This window comes from Oceanobacillus profundus, from assembly GCF_003515705.1.
In the GTDB taxonomy this organism is placed as follows: Bacteria; Bacillota; Bacilli; order Bacillales; family Amphibacillaceae; genus Oceanobacillus; species Oceanobacillus profundus.
Genome location: NZ_QWEH01000001.1, coordinates 610,445 through 627,219, shown reverse-complemented (window position 1 = coordinate 627,219; position 16,775 = coordinate 610,445). Strand labels below are relative to the sequence as shown.

Here is a 16,775-nt window from a genome sequence, read left to right as displayed (position 1 = left end):
CCTAACAGGGCTTTAACTTTTGCTAAAATAATCCAGGATTAATCATTTTCGGTATAAAAAATGCGATTTCCGGGAAGAAGGCAACAAACAGCAACACGACCAAAATAATTGCAATGTACGGGATTACTGCTATAAACGACCTTTCAATGGACATGTTCCCAATCTTCGCAGCAAGCAATAAACATAGCCCATATGGTGGTGTAATCAATCCAATTGCCAATGTAATAACGACAATCAATCCCAAATGAACGGGCTCAATTCCAAACTGCAATGCTGTCGGAAGAATGACAGGTACAAATAAAATCATTGCTGGAATCGCATCCATAAACGTCCCAACAAACAAGAAAAATGCAATCACGATGATAATAAATAACCACTCTGTTCCAACATTATTCGTAAAGAACTCCTGTGCAAGCGTTCCGAGCTGGTAATAACTCATTAATTCTCCAAGCGCACTTGCTGCTGCTAGGGCAAACAAGGATAAGGAGCTTAATGCAAGGGTATCCATTAAAATACCTGGTAAATCTTTTACGCGTAATGTTTTATAGTAAAACATACATACAAGCAGTGTATATAATGAAGCAACTGCCGCAGCTTCTGTAGCAGTAAAGAAGCCTGTAATAATCCCTCCAATAATAATGATCGGAGTGAGCAGTGCTGGAATAGCCTCCACCAATAATTTCATAAATTTCTTAACCTCAACACGCGCATCCCTTGGGTAATTCCGTTTAATTGCCATGAAGTAAACGAAAACCATCATTCCTAAGCCAATTAGGATCCCTGGTATGATTCCACCAAGGAACAATGCTCCAATTGATGCATTGGTCAGACCTGCAAAAATAATCATTGGGATACTTGGCGGTATAACCACTCCAACTGTTGATGATGCTGCCGTTACCCCAACGGCCGTTTCCTTATCATAGCCTTTTCGGAGCATACTCGGAATCAATATTTTCCCAACCCCAGCGGTGTCTGCCTGTGCTGCACCAGAAACACCGGCAAACATCATGGATACAAGGATATTGGCATGTGCAAGTCCTCCACGAATTGGTCCAACAATTGCTAAAGCAAGATTGATCAGTTTTTCAGAGATTTTACCGGAGTTCATTAAGTTAGCAGCTAATATAAACAATGGAACCGCAAGCAGCACAAATGAATCCAGCCCATTAACCATGGACATTGGCACGGTAGCTTCAGGTGTGTAAGGGATTCCAAAAATACCGAGCAATGCGACTATCCCGATAACAAACGCTATTGGAACACCGATGAGCATTAATACAAGAAATAAACCAATTAATAAAAATCCCATCACTCACTTACCTCCTTCACTTTAGCTGCCTGGACATGATCAATTAGGTGGGACACGGAATAAATAATCATCGTTCCTGCCATTAATGGAATAGCAATCCAAACATATCCCATCTTCATTTCTGGTATCGTTGCCCATGTATAATTCCAGAATTCTGTTACAACTTGCAAACCGAGCAATAATATACAACTATTAAAAACAATTAGAACTAAATCATTGAATATACTTAAGGACATTCTTTTTTTTCCGTTTAATTTTCGGATTAAGAAATCAAAATTAAAATGTTCTCTGCGATTCACCATTACTGCAGCACCCATAAAGATTCCCCAAATAAAGGAATAATTCGCTACCTCTTCTGTCCAAATAACGGATATACCAAGGTGTCTGGTTACGATTTGCAGCATAATGACGAGAAAGAATATACATAGAAATGTGACACCGGTGATAATCTGTACTTTTTCAAGTACGTTTACGAAACGTTTCATGATAGGACCTCCTTCGATTATTTACTCTAGTTCTCTTATCTTTTGCAGTAATTCTTCCGCTTCAATTTCTTTTACAAAGTCATTCAGGATTGGCCGGGCAATTTCAATAAATGGCTCTCTATCAATCTCATTGATAATCGCTCCATCATCTACGGCCTTTTCCTTATATTCAATATCCTGTGCATTCGTTGCTTCACGTTCAGCAACTACAGATTGTTCAGCAGCATCTAAAATAATTTCTTGATATTCTTCTGGGAAGTTATCAAATTTTTCTCCATTGAATAAGACAAGTCTTGTTGTATAATCATGAGCTGTTTCCGTTATATACTTACCATTGGAAGTAGTGTGATGTGCTTGTTGCACAAAAAATGGGTAAGCGTTTTCGGAAGAGTCAACAACATCCTGCTGCAAGCCTTGATACAACTCGCCCCATGAGATAGATGAAGGAATTGCACCAGTCTTCTGCCAGAAATCAGATATAACTCCAGATGTTTGTGTTCTTAGAGAAACTCCCTTCAAATCATCTACGGATTCCAAAGGAACTTTTCCATAGAAATGTCTAACCCCCGCTGACCAATAGCCTAATAGTTTAAAAGAGTTATTGGATTTTTCATTAATGATAGCTGCCATCTCTTCTCCAACTTCTCCATCTACTGCTCTTAACCAGTGATCATAGCTATTAAACAAATATGGGGCAGAAAAAATATCCACTTCTCGAATTCCCGTTTGTGTCATTAGACCTGGTGAAACAACAACAAGGTCAGCCGCCCCGAGCTGCAGCTTTTCAATTAGCTGTGATTCTTCCGTACCAATTGTACCGGCATGCACTTCTACCTCAATTTTCCCATCTGATTTTTCTTCAACAACTTCTTTAAACTTCAGCAAACCGACCTGGTATGGATTATCTGGTGATGTCTGATTATGAGCTGTAATCAATTTAATTTTTCCATCGTCCTCTGCCTCTACGTCATCCGTATTACAGCCAGCCAATAGAGCAGCAATGGATATAAAAATAATCATAATAAAAGTATAGTTACGATTTTTCATGTGATAAGCCTCCTTATAAATATTGATATTTATCTTTCAAGCTCATTTACCTTTTCTACATACGCTCTTGCCGTTTGTATTAAATGAAGGTAATCTTCATCTGTCTTTAGTTGTTTTGCATTTACAAGATTGCTTCCAATTCCAACTGCTGTACTTCCTTTGGAAAGGTATTCATTTATGTTTTCAAGTGTAATTCCACCAGTAACCATTGCCTTCACATGCGGTAATGGACCGAGGATATTTTTTACATAATTTGGTCCGAATGCATCTGCCGGGAAAATTTTAACCATTTGGGCACCGCTTTCATAAGCGGTCAAAATTTCTGTTGGCGTCAGGACTCCAGGTATATTTAAAATTCCATAGCGATTTGTTAACTTTAACGTTTCGAGATTCAGTGTTGGGGATACGATAAATTTCGCTCCCGCCATAATGACAGATCTTGCTGTTTCTGGATCAAGTACTGTTCCAGCACCGATATTTATTTTATCCCCTACTTGTTTGACAGCGGTATCAATTACTTGCAAAACATTTGGAGTTTCTGCAGTAATCTCGACTGAGTAGACCCCCCCTTCGTATAAAGCATTAAGAATCGGAACAATGTTGTTCACATCTGCTTTTCGAATAACAGCTACTATTTTATGTTGCTGAATTTGTTCTACTAAATTCATTTACGAACACTCCCTATTATTCTAGATTTGTATGTTTTTGATTTAAGCTTGCATGGCTGTTTCTATCTGGCTTATTTTCCAGAAGGTATACAACAATTGCATCAAGCAGCAAATGTGCCGACTGATCAAATTGATTTCCAAGCGGCTGGATGGTAGGTGGTTCAGAGTCCAGACGTTTCTTTGTTGCTGCTGGAATGGTAAGGAGATAATCACTTATGCTTCCTATCTTCGAATCTTTATTTGTTGTTACTAATGCAACTGTGGCATCAATCTCTTTTGCTTTCTCAGCATAATTTATAAGTGAACTGGTACTTCCTGATCCCGAGATAATGAGCAGTAAATCATCCGAACCGATACTTGGCGTTATCGTCTCACCAATAACATATACTGGATAGCCGCTATGCATTAATCGCATAGCTATTACTTTTCCAATTAGTCCTGATCGTCCTGTTCCCGCTATAAATATCCGACTGGCACGATCAATTTCCTCTGCAAGTTTCATTGATTCATTGAAATCGGTTTTTTCCAATACTTCCTTCACTTCTAATGCAACAGTGTTAATTATATTTTTCACGGCTGATCAACCTTTCTTTAACAAGATTCTCTTACGATTAGTTCTGGTTTAAAACGATATACTTTCGCATCGGCAGATACATTTTTGTCACGCATCAAATCAAAAAGAACTTCCGCTGCCTTTTTTCCCATTTCAAATGCCGGCTGGGCTATTGTTGTCAGTGCTGGATTATAAATGCCTGCAAAAGATACATCATCGACATTGATTAATGCCAAATCTTCTGGTATCCGCAGCTGTTCTTCTTTTGTGTACGTTAATATTTCAATTAACGTACGATCATTTATTGCAAGTATTGCAGTTGGAGGCACAGGCAAACACATCATTTGCTTTAATTTCCTGTGCATTTCCTCTATCTCTCCACTTTGAATATAATCTGGATTAAACTGGATGCCATAGTTCTCTAATGCCTTTTTATACCCTTCCATACGTTCAAATCTTGGCGTAACGTTTTGCGTTAATGGAGGAGAAACCACTCCTATACGCTCATGTCCCTTTTTTATAAATTCATCAACCGCTAAAAATGCTGCTTGTTCATTATCCAGTAAAATCGTATTAATGGTAATCCCAGGAATCAATCTATCCATAAAAACTACTGGGTAATTTTCTTCTATTATTCCTTTGTATAACTCAACGTTTTCTCCAGTAGGAAAGGCAATGATCCCATCCACCTGTTTTGCTCGAAGCATCTCAATGTACCGTTTTTCTTTAACCGGGTCATCATCTGCGTTACAAACAATAACGTGGAAATCTTTTTCATTACAAAAATCTTCAATAGCTCGGATAACTTGTGTGGAAAACACATGTAAAATATTCGCTACAATAACACCAATTGTTGTGGAAGATTTTTGCTTCAGACCCCTTGCCAAAATATTGGGACTGTATTTTAACTCAGCAATTGCCTTTTCAATCCGTTCTTTTGTTTGCTCCCCCATATAGTCGAAGCGCTGGTTCAGATATTGAGATACTGTACTTTTTGATACGTTTGCATGTTTTGCAACATCAGCTATTGTCGTCTTTTTCATCTGTTTGCTCCTAAAATTCATTACTAAATCGATTTAGTAAACCGATTTAGTAAAAGTATATAATAGTTGTAAGCGTTTTACAAGGGATTATTTTTATTTTATTAGAATATAATTAAATTGATCGGATAATCTTAATCCATGTGATTTCCATCACAGAAAAAACGAACAACCTCATTTATCATAAAGATAGATTGATAAATAGGAGGTCATATTATGAATTCATTTACAGTTGAGCATACACCAGCAGAAATCGTGAAGGTTTTTCCAAAAGCGAGTGATTTATTCAAGAAACGACGTATCGACTTTTGCTGTGGTGGGGATCGCCCATTAGGTACAGTATTTACTGAAAAAAACATGGATGAAGTAGCCGTTCTATCAGAATTGAATACAGCATTTGAAATCTGGAGTAAAGAAGATCATGAAGTTATCGATTGGGACCGGGTGCCACTTTCCGAATTAGTAGATCATATTGTCCACAAACACCATGCTTATTTAAATGAAGAACTTTCTCCATTAGGACAGTTTGTAACCAAAATTTTTCGTGTACATGGAGATGCTCATCCCCATCTTCAAGAACTGCACAGATTATATAATGATTTTAAAGTGGATATGGAAGCACATATGGTCAAAGAAGAAAATGAAGTATTTCCGTTGGTTAAGGAATATGAAAAAAATCCAAGTCAAGAGCTTGCAGAGCAGATTCATATAGAGAATGGTGGTTTAGAGGATGAGCACGAATCACAGGGGAACATTTTAAAAAGAATGCGAGAAATTACAAATGATTTCATCCCTCCGGCTGGAGCTTGCAATTCCTATCAAATAACGTATGCACGATTAGCTGAGTTAGAAACAGATACATTCCAGCACGTTCACTTAGAAAATAATGTACTGTTTAAACGGATTAAATCATAAAATTTGAGATCGGAAGTGATTGACTTCCGATCTCTTTTTTTCATGTGTACCCAATAAAGCTACTAGAAGTCATGTTTTTAGTCTACCCTTTAAAAGAGTGGCCGATAAACGTTTGAAGTTTAAAAAAGTGTTCTGCACTTCTGAAGAATTCTTTGAAGGTCATATTCATGTAGAGATCCAATTCTTTTGATCAATGATGATCGAGGTACCGCATGAATCTTTGTCGTGCGAGCAACTGAAAGGTGTCGTAATCCGGCTTCTTTCCAATAATGAATGATTACATCGAACTCATTTCTTGGTTCACTACTTGTTATAGGAGAAATAATTATGTCAATATCAATCGTGATATCCCGACCTACTATAACAATTGGTCGATGCTTAAATTGCTCCTGCATTTTAAAGTATACCTTTGCTAGCCATACATCACCCTGACTATATATCGGATTCATATTCCTCATCCTTTTCATTTAGCCAGAAATCATAGTTTTCATCTGCTACAAACACTTCATGCTTAGTAAAATACTTTTCATGAAGCTTTTTTAATACATGCTTTTTCGTTTCTTTAGGCAATTTTTCAATTTCCTCAATAATCTTCTCTTCCGCAGACACTTTATCCTTTTCCTCCTTACTAAAGTAAATTTTACACTTTTAATTGTACTGTAGTCATTATATTCCTGCAATGACTGAACAATAAAAGTTACCATACACGCTCACGGACAAAACAAGAAACACCCACAACCACTGATATCAGTAGTAATGAGTGTATTTTCATTTTATATTCCCTGTCAATAGTGTATTTATAAGTGCATTATTACCTTCACTTCATATACCTGTACTTCAACAAACTATTCAACATATTAATTTCCTGTATCAGCTTTTCGCCAACATTCGTTTCGGACACCTTTTTCCTCTCTAGCTCTTTATCTACTAATCGTCTTACAGACAGCACATCATTACCATTTCGCAAAACATCTTCCTTCGAGCTAAAATGCTGATGGGCAACCAATTGCATACCGAACGAATTATATAGTAATGTATAACCCGCAATTCCTGTTGTTGGCTGATAAGCCTTTGAAAAGCCGCCGTCAATGACAATCATTTTACCATTTGCTTTGATCGGATTTTCTCCGTCAATCTCCTTCACTGGTGTATGGCCATTGATAATATGACCTTGATCTGGATCAAGATCAAATTCTTCTAAAATCCTTCTGCAAATCTCCTCCTTTTCTCGCAAATAATAATATGGGTTCTTTCTCTCTTTGTGTGTAGCCTTATCCTTAATAAAGTACCTTTCAAAGGTAGTCATTTCCCTTTTCCCAAAAAGGGAGGAATATTCTCCAGTCCATAAATACCAAACCATATCCGTTGCAAGGTCATCGGTTACCTCGCGGTTTGCAAAAGCATATCGCAAATATTGCTCGAAAATATCAAGTAGCTCACGACCTGCATATGCTTTATTTTCGATAACCATTTTTTCCATATTCCCGTTTTCATCTATCGGCATGCAGCCATGTATTAATAAATTCCCATTATATCTTAAATAAAGTGTGCCTTTTTTCATTAAAAATTCCATATGCCTTGCTAGTTTTTCTGAATGCTGGACAGAAAATAATAGCTTATCCATTACTTGTTTTTCTTCCTCCAATAATTCATCAGGCTGGTCTGGATTAATGGTTGCAAAACAAGTATTTTCCAAGGAATAGGTGTTTCCTTGAATCGTAATTTCATTGTTTTCATAATCGATTTTTTCTAGTAAAAGCCTTTTCGACATATTAAAGTAAGTACGTCGTTTTATGATTGGCATCTCGAGTTTAAACTGAATCATTGCGATTGCTTGATGTATTTTGGTGATTTGTAATTGTTCTTCTGCGGATTGCTGTTTATTGGAATGTCTTTTTGGTCTGAATGCAGGATTGTCCTCATAGTACTTCTCTGCAAGATTCAAAAGTGGTCTAAGATTGATGCCATACACATCTTCAATAATATCCAAATTGTCATACCGCGCACAGATCCGGAGTATATTAGCTAGACAAACCTTCGACCCTGAAAAAGCACCAATCCATAGTACATCGTGATTTCCCCACTGTATATCCAGGGAATGATAATTGATAAGCGCTTCCATGATTTTATCTGGTTCAGGACCACGGTCATAAATGTCCCCCACTACATGAAGATGGTCGACAACTAACTGTTGCGTCGTATAGGCAAGACCTATAATGAGTTTATCCGCCTGACCAAGTGAAATTACTTTTTGGACAATCTTGGAATAGTAATGCTTTTTATTTGTATATTCATCAGTTTTGTAAAGCAACTCTTCTATGATATATACAAATTGCTTCGGTAATGCTTTACGTAACTTGGATCGAGTGTATTTAGAAGACGCATAGGGAATGAGCCGAATGATCTGATCAATCGTTTTGGAATACCATGCATTTAATTCTTGATTATTGTCAAATTGATCCCGTATTAATTGCAGTTTTTCTTCCGGATAATAGACTAATGTCGCGAATTCATTAATTTCTTCTTCCGATAATTCATGTTTAAAAATATCCCTGATTTTTTCCTTCACTTTACCGGAACCATTTCGTAATACATGCTGAAAGGCTTGGTACTCCCCATGTAAGTCACTTACAAAGTGCTCTGTTCCTTTTGGTAAATCGAGGATGGCCTCCAGATTAATAATCTCTGTAACTACTTTTTCTTCACTATCATATTTCTGTGCCAATAAGTCTAAGAATTTCTCCTTCAACATATCCATCCCCTCTTGAAGTCATTTTATGTAGATATAAGCTATTGCAACTACTATACCAAAAAGACTAGCAGAAATGAATTGCTAGTCTTTGGTTTATCCGTTTTATTTCGTTTATCTCTTAATTATAATGGATACCATTTCCCATCCACGCTGCTGCGGTTTCAAACAATGCTTCTGAAACGGTCGGATGCGGGAAAACCATACTTTCAATTTCCTCTACCGTACCTTCTAAATGCATAAACGCAGTACCTGCACTAATCATCTCTGTTACATGAGCACCAACCATCACAACACCAAGAATTTCACCGTATTTTTCATCTGCAATTATTTTCATGAAGCCATTGTTTTCATTGGCAGTAATTGCTTTTCCATTGGCAGCAAGATCGACTTTTTTAACTTTAACCTGATATCCTGCTTTTTTTGCTTCCGTTTCTGTTAAACCTACACTTGCAATTTCCGGGAATGAATAGACACAACGCGGGATAATTGCTTCTCCATGAACTTCCTGTCCTACGATATGTTTAACAGCCCTGATTCCTTCTTCACTTGCAGCATGCGCTAACTGGTAGCCTCCAACTAAATCACCAATCGCATAAATTCCAGAGATTGACGTTTCCATGGATTGATTTATATCTACAAATTTCCCTTCAAACGCAATAGGAAGGTCTTCGATTCCTGTTACGTTTGGTTCCCTTCCAACTGCAACTAAAACGTTATCTGTTTCAATCATTTGTTTCTTCGAATTTTTTTCCATCTCCACAATTGTTTTTCCGTTATTCGGTTTAAACCCGGTAATCTTCGTTCCTGTATGAATGGAGATGCCGCTTTTTTTCAATTGCTTTGTTAGAAATTTCGTTGCATCTTCGTCTTCATTCGGGATGATACTTTCAGCCATCTCGACAACTTCTACCTCTGTACCCAAGCGATTAAAAATACACCCAATTTCTAATCCAATTACACCTCCACCTACAATAACCAGCTTAGATGGGACCTCTTCAATATCAAAAATCGTGTCACTTGTATGGTAAGAAACTTCATCTAAACCAGGTAACGGAGGTACAAATGGTTTGGATCCAGTTGCAAGTATAATATTTTCTGCTAGAATGGTCGTATTTTCATTAGCTAAAGAAATAATTATTGTTTTATTTTCTGATACGACGCCATAGCCTTCGAAAACCTTAATTTTGTTTTGTTTCAGCAATCCTTTGATTCCATTTTTCAACGTGTTTACAACCGTATTTTTTCTTTTTACCATTGCTTCAATCGAATAGGAAACATCATTTACGGTGATGCCAAACGCTTGTGCATTCTTAATTTGATCTAGTACTTCCGCATGTTTTAATAGTGTCTTCGATGGGATACATCCTCTATTCAAACATGTCCCACCTAAATCTCTTCCCTCAACTAAAGCGACATTTAGTCCTTGCTTTGCTGCACGAATGGCTGCTACATAACCGCCAGGTCCACCACCAACGATTGCTACATCAAACTTTTGCATTGCTCCCAGCCCCCTATACCAATAATGTCCATGGATTTTCTAAACGTTCTTTTAGCTCTGTTAAGAAGGCTGCAGCAGGTGCACCATCAATTGCTCGGTGATCAAAAGAAAGACTTAATACCATCATTGGTCGCACTTCAACAACGTGATCAATCACTACGGCTTTCTCTACGATTCTGCCAACACCTAGAATTGCTGTTTCTGGTGCATTAATAATTGGAGTAAAGCCATCTATTGCATACATTCCTAAGTTACTTATCGTAAACGTACTTCCTCGCATTTCATCTGGTGTCAGTTTGTTATTTCTCGCTTTCGTCCCAAGCCCTTTACTTAGCGTTGTTAATTCTGCCAGACCTGCTTTGTCAACGTTTGGTACAGAAGGAACAATCAATCCATCTTCAACAGCAACTGCCAATCCTAGATTAATTGCTTGATTCATAACAATTTCATTATCAATAAGGGATGCATTCACTCTTGGATGATTTTTCAGTACACTTGCAGTAGCTTTCATAATAATTTCTGTATAGGATACCCGATAGCCAGTTTGCGCTTCGATTGTTGGCAATAATGCCTTACGTACCTCGATGGCTTTTGACATATCGACATCTGTTGTTAACGTTACATGTGGAATAGAGCGTGCACTTTGTAACATCTTATCCGCAACAGCTTTACGAAGACCTTTTAATTTGATTCGTTCCAGCTCTCCTGTTTCTTGAGCTGAAGTATTTTGCTGACCTAACACATCTTGTTTAACGACCTTCCCTCTCGCACCTGTTCCCTGAATAGAATCAGGGTCAATGCCTTGGTCTGCTGCAATTTTCGCTGCTAGAGGGGTTACAAGTTTACTAGAATCCGTGTTTAGTGCTGCTATGACATCTTGTTCATGGATACGACCATTTGAACCTGTTCCTTGAATGATTTCTATGGACAGGTTATTTTCTCGAGCTACCCTTCTTGCTGCAGGAGTAGCCCGTACTTTACTGATTGATGCTCCACTCGTTGCAGCTTCCTCCTGTGAAACTGCTTTTTCTGCTGCAGCCTCTTCTTCCAGCTGTTCCTCATTACTTGCTGCTGGCGGATTATCTGGTGCCTTATCATTTGCCTCCCCGATGAATGCGACAATCTCATTTACCGGAACCTCATCTTCCACATCATAATATTTTTTCAGCAAAATTCCTTCTTCATAGGACTCTACTTCTATATTGATTTTGTCCGTCATGATTTCAAATAAAGGTTCTCCTACTTCAACGGACTCTCCTTCTTCTTTAAACCATTCAAGTAAGGTACCAACTTCCATCGTACTACTTAATTTCGGCATAAACACTTCTTTTAACATGTCCGCTCCCCCTTACTTGGCCACAGCTTTTTTCGTTAACGTTTCTTTTACAGCATTTACAATATCCGGTACCTGCGGAATGGCGGCTTTTTCTAATTCTGGATTATATGGAATCGGTGTTTCTACACCGCCTAATCGCTTGATTGGTGCATCTAAATAGTCAAATGCTTCACTTTCAGCAATCATACTGGCAATTTCTCCTCCAAATCCACCACGTTTTACCGCTTCATGCACGACAACGAGATGCCCTGTTTTTGCAACTGATTTGATAATCGTTTCTGTATCTAATGGAACAAGGGTACGCGGATCAACAACTTCGACACTGATTCCTTCTTTTTCTAGCTCCGCTGCTGCTTCTAGTGCTTTATGAACCATAATAGCAGTAGCAACAATTGTAATATCTGTTCCTTCACGCTTCACTTCTGCTTTTCCTAATGGAATGCTGTATTCCTCTTCCGGCACTTCCGAGCTTGTTTTATATAATAGTTTATGTTCATAAAAAATAACTGGGTTATCATCATCCAGGGCTGCTTTCAGTAACCCTTTCGCATCATATGCAGTTGATGGCTGTACTACCTTTAACCCTGGAATATGGGTAACCCAAGCTTCTAAACTTTGTGAATGCTGTGCTGCTGCTCCTGTTCCAGAGCCACTTGGTGTTCGAACAACCATTGGAACTTTTCCTTTTCCACCGTACATATAACGTAATTTCGCAGCTTGGTTTACAATCTGATCCAGTGCAATTGTGATAAAATCCGAGAACTGTAATTCCATAATCGGGCGCATTCCCGTTAATGCAGAACCTACTGCTGCACCTGCTATTCCTGCTTCACTAATCGGTGTGTTACGGATACGTTCCGGACCAAATTCCTCAATCATTCCACGTGATACACCAAATGCTCCACCATAAACACCAATATCCTCACCCATTAAAAATACATCGTCGTTTTTACGCATTTCAATACTCATTGCTTCTCTGACAGCTTCTAAATAAGTTATCTCTCTCATTAAAATCCCCTCCTATGCATATACATCCGTTAATAATTCATCCAGTGACGGCATTGGACTATTCTGAGCAAATTCAACTGCATCATCCATCTCTTGCTTAGCTGCTTTCTTCAGCGTTTCTAACTCATCTTCCGTTGCAATTCCAGCTTCCACCAAGTCTTCCTTGAATCGTTTGATTGGATCCCGATTATCTCTCCAATCCTTTTCTTCATCACGTGTACGATATTTTTTCGCATCACTTTTCGAATGGCCCTTCCAGCGATAAGTTTTTGCTTCTATTAATGTTGGTCCTTCTCCAAGACGCGCACGTTCTGTCGCCTCATAGGTAGCATTGATGACTTCGATAATATCGTTTCCATCAATAACAACGCCGGGAATACCATATGCAGCAGCACGATCTGCAATATTCTCCACATTTGTCATTTCACTTACGTTACCAGACATGCCATACTGATTATTTTCACAGAAAAACACGACCGGTAAATCCCAAATCGAAGCCATATTGATCGCTTCATGAAAACTTCCTTCATTCGACGCACCATCACCAAAGAAACAAACCGTTACATAGTCCAGCTTCTTCATATGTGCTGTAAGCGCCGAACCAACAGCTAAAGGTATTCCACCACCGACAATCCCCATTGCTCCAAGGTTACCTTTATCCAAGTCCGCAATGTGCATGGAACCGCCTTTTCCTTTACAATATCCAGTCGTTCTTCCGAATAATTCTGCCATCATCTTATCGACACGGCCGCCTTTTGCAATACTATGACCATGTCCTCTATGTGTACTTGTAATTTTATCCTCATCGGAAAGCAATGCACATGCACCTGCAGCAGTTGCTTCCTGCCCAACAGCCAAGTGAGTTGTTCCATGAATCATTCCTTTTGCGAAGAATTGATCTACTTGTTCATCAAAGTAGCGAATTAACCACATTTGTTTGTAAAGCCCTTTCAATTTTTCATTTGATAGTTCTGGAACGAGTTTTAATGTTTTGGTTTGTTCCATTCTGTTCACTCTCCCTTTGTTTTTATGATAAAAATGTTCTTCCGCCGTCAATTAGCAGCACCTGTCCTTGTATAAAATCGGACTCTTTAGAAGCCAGGAAATTTATTGCATTCGTTGTATCAGACAACGTTCCAATTTTTCTTACGGGTATTTTCTGTACTAATTTCTCCAAGCTCTCTTCTGTCGGGTATAGCCGATCAAGCATTTCGGTTTGAATTACCCTTGGTGCAACAAGATTAATTTTTATTCCTAAGTGACTGTACTTACTGGCAATAGCCCTCATTAATCCAAACGCTCCACCTTTTGATGCTGCATAATGAACACCACCGCCAGTTCCAGTAATAGCTGATCCTGATCCGATGATAATGATATTACCGCCTTTATGATGCAGCATTTCCGGGATTACAGCTTTTACAGCGTAGAATAATCCTGTTAAATTTACGGAAATTGTTTTTTTCCACGTCGGGAAGGTCAGCTCTTCAAAAGATTTAGATACCGTAATGCCTGCAGAATGTACAAGCGTATCTATTCTTCCAAACTGTTTGATCACCTTATTTATTATTCCCTTCGTATTCTCCCAATCGGTTACATCATGCTGAAAAAAGGTTGCTTCTTTACCTTTTAAAGCTAATTCATTAACTAATGCTTCCCCAGCCTCTTTATTTAGATCTGTAAATATTACAGAATCTCCCCTAGCCGCTCTATTTTTCACATAATCCTTTCCAATTCCCGCCGCTCCGCCAATAACCAAGATTGCTTTTTTCCGCTCCATATATTCACCCTATTTTAATAGCCATTCTTAAGCTAGTGTTTTTCCACCATCTAATAGAATCGTTTGCCCATTCATATAGCTCGCCATCGGTGTTGTTAGCATTAATATGATATTGGCAATTTCGCTTGCTGTTACTTTGCGCCCCAATGGAATAGAATCACTTGTGTCATATTTCCCAACACTTACAGCATTGACTCTAATGTTACTTGACGCTAACTCTCTGGATAGGGCCTTATTCATGGATTCTAATGCACTCTTACTAGCAGCATAGGCAGTATCACCATTCCCCCCATCTATCGCACTCGTTGAGGAGACGTTAATGATTACTCCATCATTTTGCTTTTCCATCAATGGAGTTATCATTTTTATTAATTGAAAAGGTACATCCAAATTAATAAACATTACGTTCTCCCATTCCTCAGGGGTTATATCTATAATTTCCTTTCCTGTATCCGTTTCCAAATTATTAATAATAATATCAATTTGATGTAAATCTGGTAATCCTTGAAGAAATGAACTATTTTCAAGATTCACTGGACCTATATCATTACTAGAAGATCCATCTTTATATTTTAAAATAAATATGCTTTCATCCTCTGGGGCCGTTCTGCTTAAAAACAATATCTTTGCCCCTGCTTCTGTATATAACCGAATAATTTCTTTGCCTACTTGATGATCGCCATCAAAAACAAATACTACCTTGTTCTGTAAATCAAATTGAATCATCTCCAACCTCCTTTACATTTGTTCTTAGTAGTTACATTTGTATAAAATATAACTTATGAATAGCATTTTGTCAACATTAAAGTGACATATGTTCTTATCGTAATCAAAAATACACCTCTCTGCAAATGGAAGAGAGGTGGTATTATTTATGTCCTAAATGAACCGTGTTCAATGAATTCCTTTAGCTATTATTTAATGGAAAAGTTCAACTACTTTATAAATGACGTAATGAATTAAGTTACCTGCTTGGTCAATACTTGAAACCATGGTAGCTCCCTCAGGCATATTAAACTCTGCTTTCACCGCCATATCAGTATATATCACAGCTAAGTCTGTCGCCATGTAGAGTGACATAGCAATTACAATGGTTCCTGCAATAACGGAGTGAACAATATTTCCGCGCGCAGCACCTACGATAAATGCAACAATAAACGGAATCGTTGCCAAGTCTCCAAACGGAAGTAATGCGTTACCAGGTAAAATCACTGCTAATACGACTGTTATTGGAACAAGAATCAATGCTGTTGAAATTACTGCGGGATTACCTAGAGCCACAGCTGCATCAAGTCCAATATAAATCTCTCTATCTCCAAATCGCTTATTTAACCATTCCCGTGCTGATTCCGATACTGGCATTAATCCTTCCATTAAAATTTTTACCATTCGCGGCATCAAAACCATTACCGCTGCCATCGACATACCGATTTCAATAATATCACCCACACTATATCCAGCTAATGCACCAATCCCTGCTCCAAGTACGAGTCCAATGAAAATCGATTCTCCTAAAATACCAAATCTTTTCTGAATTGAATCTGGATCTGCATCCCAATCCTTTAACCCAGGGATTTTTTGAAGCAGCTTTACGATTGGAATACCAATCGGGACGTAAGAAAGTGTAGTTGCAGTAGTTAACGACACACCTGGCATTTCATAATAATCAGCAACCATTGGAGCTAAGCGATCAGCCATCACTAGTGTGATAACTTGGAAGATAATCGCTGCGGCAAGGCTTATCCAAACGTTTCCAGTTAGTGCATAAACCATTGCTGCCATAAATGCATAGTGCCAAAAATTCCAAATATCAACATTCATCGTTTTGGTTGTTTTTGTAACCAGCATAACAACATTTACAGCTAACCCTAAAGGAATGATAAATGCTGAAAGCGGGGATGCCCAAGCAATAGATGAAGCTGCTGGCCAACCAATATCAATAACATTTAAGTTAACCCCTAATCGTTCTACCATCCCTTGTGCCGCAGGACCAAGGTTTAAAACAAGCAAATCTATCACTAAGAATATACCTACAAAAGCAACTCCAATAGTTAAACCCGAACGAAATGCTTTTCCAGGCTTTTGTCCAAAAAATAAGCCAAGCAAAAAGATTGCTACTGGTAGAATTACGGTAGCACCTAAATCTAAGAAACCTTGTATAAAATCTACGAATCCTTGCATGTTGTTTCCCCCTTGAGTGAAAAATATAATTCTATTTAATTTAAATTTGCTTACCAATCTTCATATGCTTTTTCATCAATACCTCCTTAGTTAAGCGAATTTCATTTGTTCTCATCGATTTATTATGTAAGTTAGAACTCCCTCCCAAAACGATCCTATTATTTGATATCGCTTACATTAACTGCATTACTAACCGGTATGAAAGT

Annotated in this window: 17 protein-coding genes; 1 reads left to right on the top strand and 16 read right to left on the bottom strand. The window is 38.1% G+C overall.

Going from position 1 to position 16,775, the window contains the following annotated elements; translation table 11 throughout:
- Positions 1 to 22: 22 nt before the first annotated feature.
- Genes D1B32_RS02855 through D1B32_RS02830 form a run of 6 tightly spaced genes read right to left on the bottom strand, consistent with a single transcriptional unit; the run spans position 23 to position 5,105 of the window.
- Positions 23 to 1,309 carry a TRAP transporter large permease gene (locus tag D1B32_RS02855; RefSeq protein ID WP_095308065.1) on the bottom strand — a complete coding sequence of 429 codons (1,287 nt, stop codon included), beginning with the start codon at positions 1,307 to 1,309 and terminating at the stop codon, positions 23 to 25.
- Positions 1,309 to 1,794 (bottom strand): TRAP transporter small permease, encoded by a 486-nt coding sequence (locus D1B32_RS02850; RefSeq protein ID WP_118888578.1) that lies wholly within the window; start codon positions 1,792 to 1,794, stop codon positions 1,309 to 1,311. The genes D1B32_RS02855 and D1B32_RS02850 overlap by 1 nt, the downstream gene beginning before the upstream one ends.
- 21 nt (positions 1,795 to 1,815) lie before the next feature.
- Complete coding sequence (locus D1B32_RS02845; protein WP_118888577.1) at positions 1,816 to 2,841, bottom strand: TRAP transporter substrate-binding protein; 1,026 nt, start codon at positions 2,839 to 2,841, stop codon at positions 1,816 to 1,818.
- Positions 2,842 to 2,870: 29 nt separating this feature from the next.
- On the bottom strand, positions 2,871 to 3,509 hold the full coding sequence (locus tag D1B32_RS02840) for a bifunctional 4-hydroxy-2-oxoglutarate aldolase/2-dehydro-3-deoxy-phosphogluconate aldolase (protein ID WP_095308060.1): 639 nt from the start codon (positions 3,507 to 3,509) through the stop codon (positions 2,871 to 2,873).
- A 16-nt stretch (positions 3,510 to 3,525) separates the two neighbouring features.
- The gene (gene hxlB, locus D1B32_RS02835; RefSeq protein ID WP_095308058.1) at positions 3,526 to 4,083 is read right to left on the bottom strand and encodes a 6-phospho-3-hexuloisomerase; all 558 of its coding nucleotides are present in this window, start codon (positions 4,081 to 4,083) and stop codon (positions 3,526 to 3,528) included.
- A gap of 17 nt (positions 4,084 to 4,100) precedes the next feature.
- Complete coding sequence (locus D1B32_RS02830; protein WP_095308056.1) at positions 4,101 to 5,105, bottom strand: LacI family DNA-binding transcriptional regulator; 1,005 nt, start codon at positions 5,103 to 5,105, stop codon at positions 4,101 to 4,103.
- Positions 5,106 to 5,318: 213 nt separating this feature from the next.
- On the opposite strand from D1B32_RS02830, the gene ric reads away from it, so the two are divergent.
- Positions 5,319 to 6,017, top strand: coding sequence for an iron-sulfur cluster repair di-iron protein (ric, locus tag D1B32_RS02825; RefSeq protein WP_095308054.1), 699 nt, complete (start codon positions 5,319 to 5,321; stop codon positions 6,015 to 6,017).
- Between the two features lie 119 nt (positions 6,018 to 6,136).
- Here ric and D1B32_RS02820 read toward each other — a convergent pair whose 3' ends face one another.
- The 10 genes from D1B32_RS02820 to D1B32_RS02780 form a co-directional block, all read right to left on the bottom strand.
- A complete protein-coding gene (locus tag D1B32_RS02820; protein ID WP_158586191.1) occupies positions 6,137 to 6,466 on the bottom strand; it encodes a type II toxin-antitoxin system PemK/MazF family toxin in 330 nt (109 codons plus the stop codon).
- Entirely contained in the window at positions 6,450 to 6,626 is a 177-nt protein-coding gene (locus tag D1B32_RS23635; protein ID WP_158586190.1) for a hypothetical protein, read from the bottom strand. The genes D1B32_RS02820 and D1B32_RS23635 overlap by 17 nt, the downstream gene beginning before the upstream one ends.
- Before the next feature lie 208 nt (positions 6,627 to 6,834).
- Positions 6,835 to 8,766: a fructose-1,6-bisphosphatase gene (locus tag D1B32_RS02815; protein ID WP_118888609.1), complete on the bottom strand. Its 1,932-nt coding sequence runs from the start codon at positions 8,764 to 8,766 to the stop codon at positions 6,835 to 6,837.
- 121 nt (positions 8,767 to 8,887) lie between these two features.
- Positions 8,888 to 10,267: a dihydrolipoyl dehydrogenase gene (lpdA, locus tag D1B32_RS02810; RefSeq protein WP_095308049.1), complete on the bottom strand. Its 1,380-nt coding sequence runs from the start codon at positions 10,265 to 10,267 to the stop codon at positions 8,888 to 8,890.
- A 13-nt stretch (positions 10,268 to 10,280) separates the two neighbouring features.
- Positions 10,281 to 11,603 carry a dihydrolipoamide acetyltransferase family protein gene (locus D1B32_RS02805; protein ID WP_118888576.1) on the bottom strand — a complete coding sequence of 441 codons (1,323 nt, stop codon included), beginning with the start codon at positions 11,601 to 11,603 and terminating at the stop codon, positions 10,281 to 10,283.
- A gap of 12 nt (positions 11,604 to 11,615) precedes the next feature.
- The gene (locus D1B32_RS02800) at positions 11,616 to 12,611 is read right to left on the bottom strand and encodes an alpha-ketoacid dehydrogenase subunit beta (RefSeq protein WP_118888575.1); all 996 of its coding nucleotides are present in this window, start codon (positions 12,609 to 12,611) and stop codon (positions 11,616 to 11,618) included.
- 12 nt (positions 12,612 to 12,623) lie between these two features.
- Positions 12,624 to 13,616, bottom strand: coding sequence for a thiamine pyrophosphate-dependent dehydrogenase E1 component subunit alpha (locus tag D1B32_RS02795; RefSeq protein WP_095308043.1), 993 nt, complete (start codon positions 13,614 to 13,616; stop codon positions 12,624 to 12,626).
- Between the two features lie 22 nt (positions 13,617 to 13,638).
- Positions 13,639 to 14,388: an SDR family NAD(P)-dependent oxidoreductase gene (locus D1B32_RS02790; protein WP_095308041.1), complete on the bottom strand. Its 750-nt coding sequence runs from the start codon at positions 14,386 to 14,388 to the stop codon at positions 13,639 to 13,641.
- Positions 14,389 to 14,415: 27 nt separating this feature from the next.
- Complete coding sequence (locus D1B32_RS02785; RefSeq protein WP_118888574.1) at positions 14,416 to 15,114, bottom strand: SDR family NAD(P)-dependent oxidoreductase; 699 nt, start codon at positions 15,112 to 15,114, stop codon at positions 14,416 to 14,418.
- A 192-nt stretch (positions 15,115 to 15,306) separates the two neighbouring features.
- Positions 15,307 to 16,569 carry a PTS galactitol transporter subunit IIC gene (locus D1B32_RS02780; RefSeq protein WP_095308037.1) on the bottom strand — a complete coding sequence of 421 codons (1,263 nt, stop codon included), beginning with the start codon at positions 16,567 to 16,569 and terminating at the stop codon, positions 15,307 to 15,309.
- Between the last annotated feature and the right edge of the window lie 206 nt (positions 16,570 to 16,775).

Excerpts from the sequence above, each read along its gene's own strand:
- D1B32_RS02855 (WP_095308065.1), bottom strand. The coding sequence starts at position 1,309 with ATGGGATTTTTATTAATTGGTTTATTTCTTGTATTAATGCTCATCGGT.
- D1B32_RS02850 (WP_118888578.1), bottom strand. The coding sequence starts at position 1,794 with ATGAAACGTTTCGTAAACGTACTTGAAAAAGTACAGATTATCACCGGT.
- D1B32_RS02845 (WP_118888577.1), bottom strand. The coding sequence starts at position 2,841 with ATGAAAAATCGTAACTATACTTTTATTATGATTATTTTTATATCCATT.
- D1B32_RS02840 (WP_095308060.1), bottom strand. The coding sequence starts at position 3,509 with ATGAATTTAGTAGAACAAATTCAGCAACATAAAATAGTAGCTGTTATT.
- D1B32_RS02830 (WP_095308056.1), bottom strand. The coding sequence starts at position 5,105 with ATGAAAAAGACGACAATAGCTGATGTTGCAAAACATGCAAACGTATCA.
- ric (WP_095308054.1), top strand. The coding sequence starts at position 5,319 with ATGAATTCATTTACAGTTGAGCATACACCAGCAGAAATCGTGAAGGTT.
- D1B32_RS02820 (WP_158586191.1), bottom strand. The coding sequence starts at position 6,466 with ATGAATCCGATATATAGTCAGGGTGATGTATGGCTAGCAAAGGTATAC.
- lpdA (WP_095308049.1), bottom strand. The coding sequence starts at position 10,267 with ATGCAAAAGTTTGATGTAGCAATCGTTGGTGGTGGACCTGGCGGTTAT.
- D1B32_RS02805 (WP_118888576.1), bottom strand. The coding sequence starts at position 11,603 with ATGTTAAAAGAAGTGTTTATGCCGAAATTAAGTAGTACGATGGAAGTT.
- D1B32_RS02800 (WP_118888575.1), bottom strand. The coding sequence starts at position 12,611 with ATGAGAGAGATAACTTATTTAGAAGCTGTCAGAGAAGCAATGAGTATT.
- D1B32_RS02795 (WP_095308043.1), bottom strand. The coding sequence starts at position 13,616 with ATGGAACAAACCAAAACATTAAAACTCGTTCCAGAACTATCAAATGAA.
- D1B32_RS02790 (WP_095308041.1), bottom strand. The coding sequence starts at position 14,388 with ATGGAGCGGAAAAAAGCAATCTTGGTTATTGGCGGAGCGGCGGGAATT.
- D1B32_RS02785 (WP_118888574.1), bottom strand. The coding sequence starts at position 15,114 with ATGATTCAATTTGATTTACAGAACAAGGTAGTATTTGTTTTTGATGGC.
- D1B32_RS02780 (WP_095308037.1), bottom strand. The coding sequence starts at position 16,569 with ATGCAAGGATTCGTAGATTTTATACAAGGTTTCTTAGATTTAGGTGCT.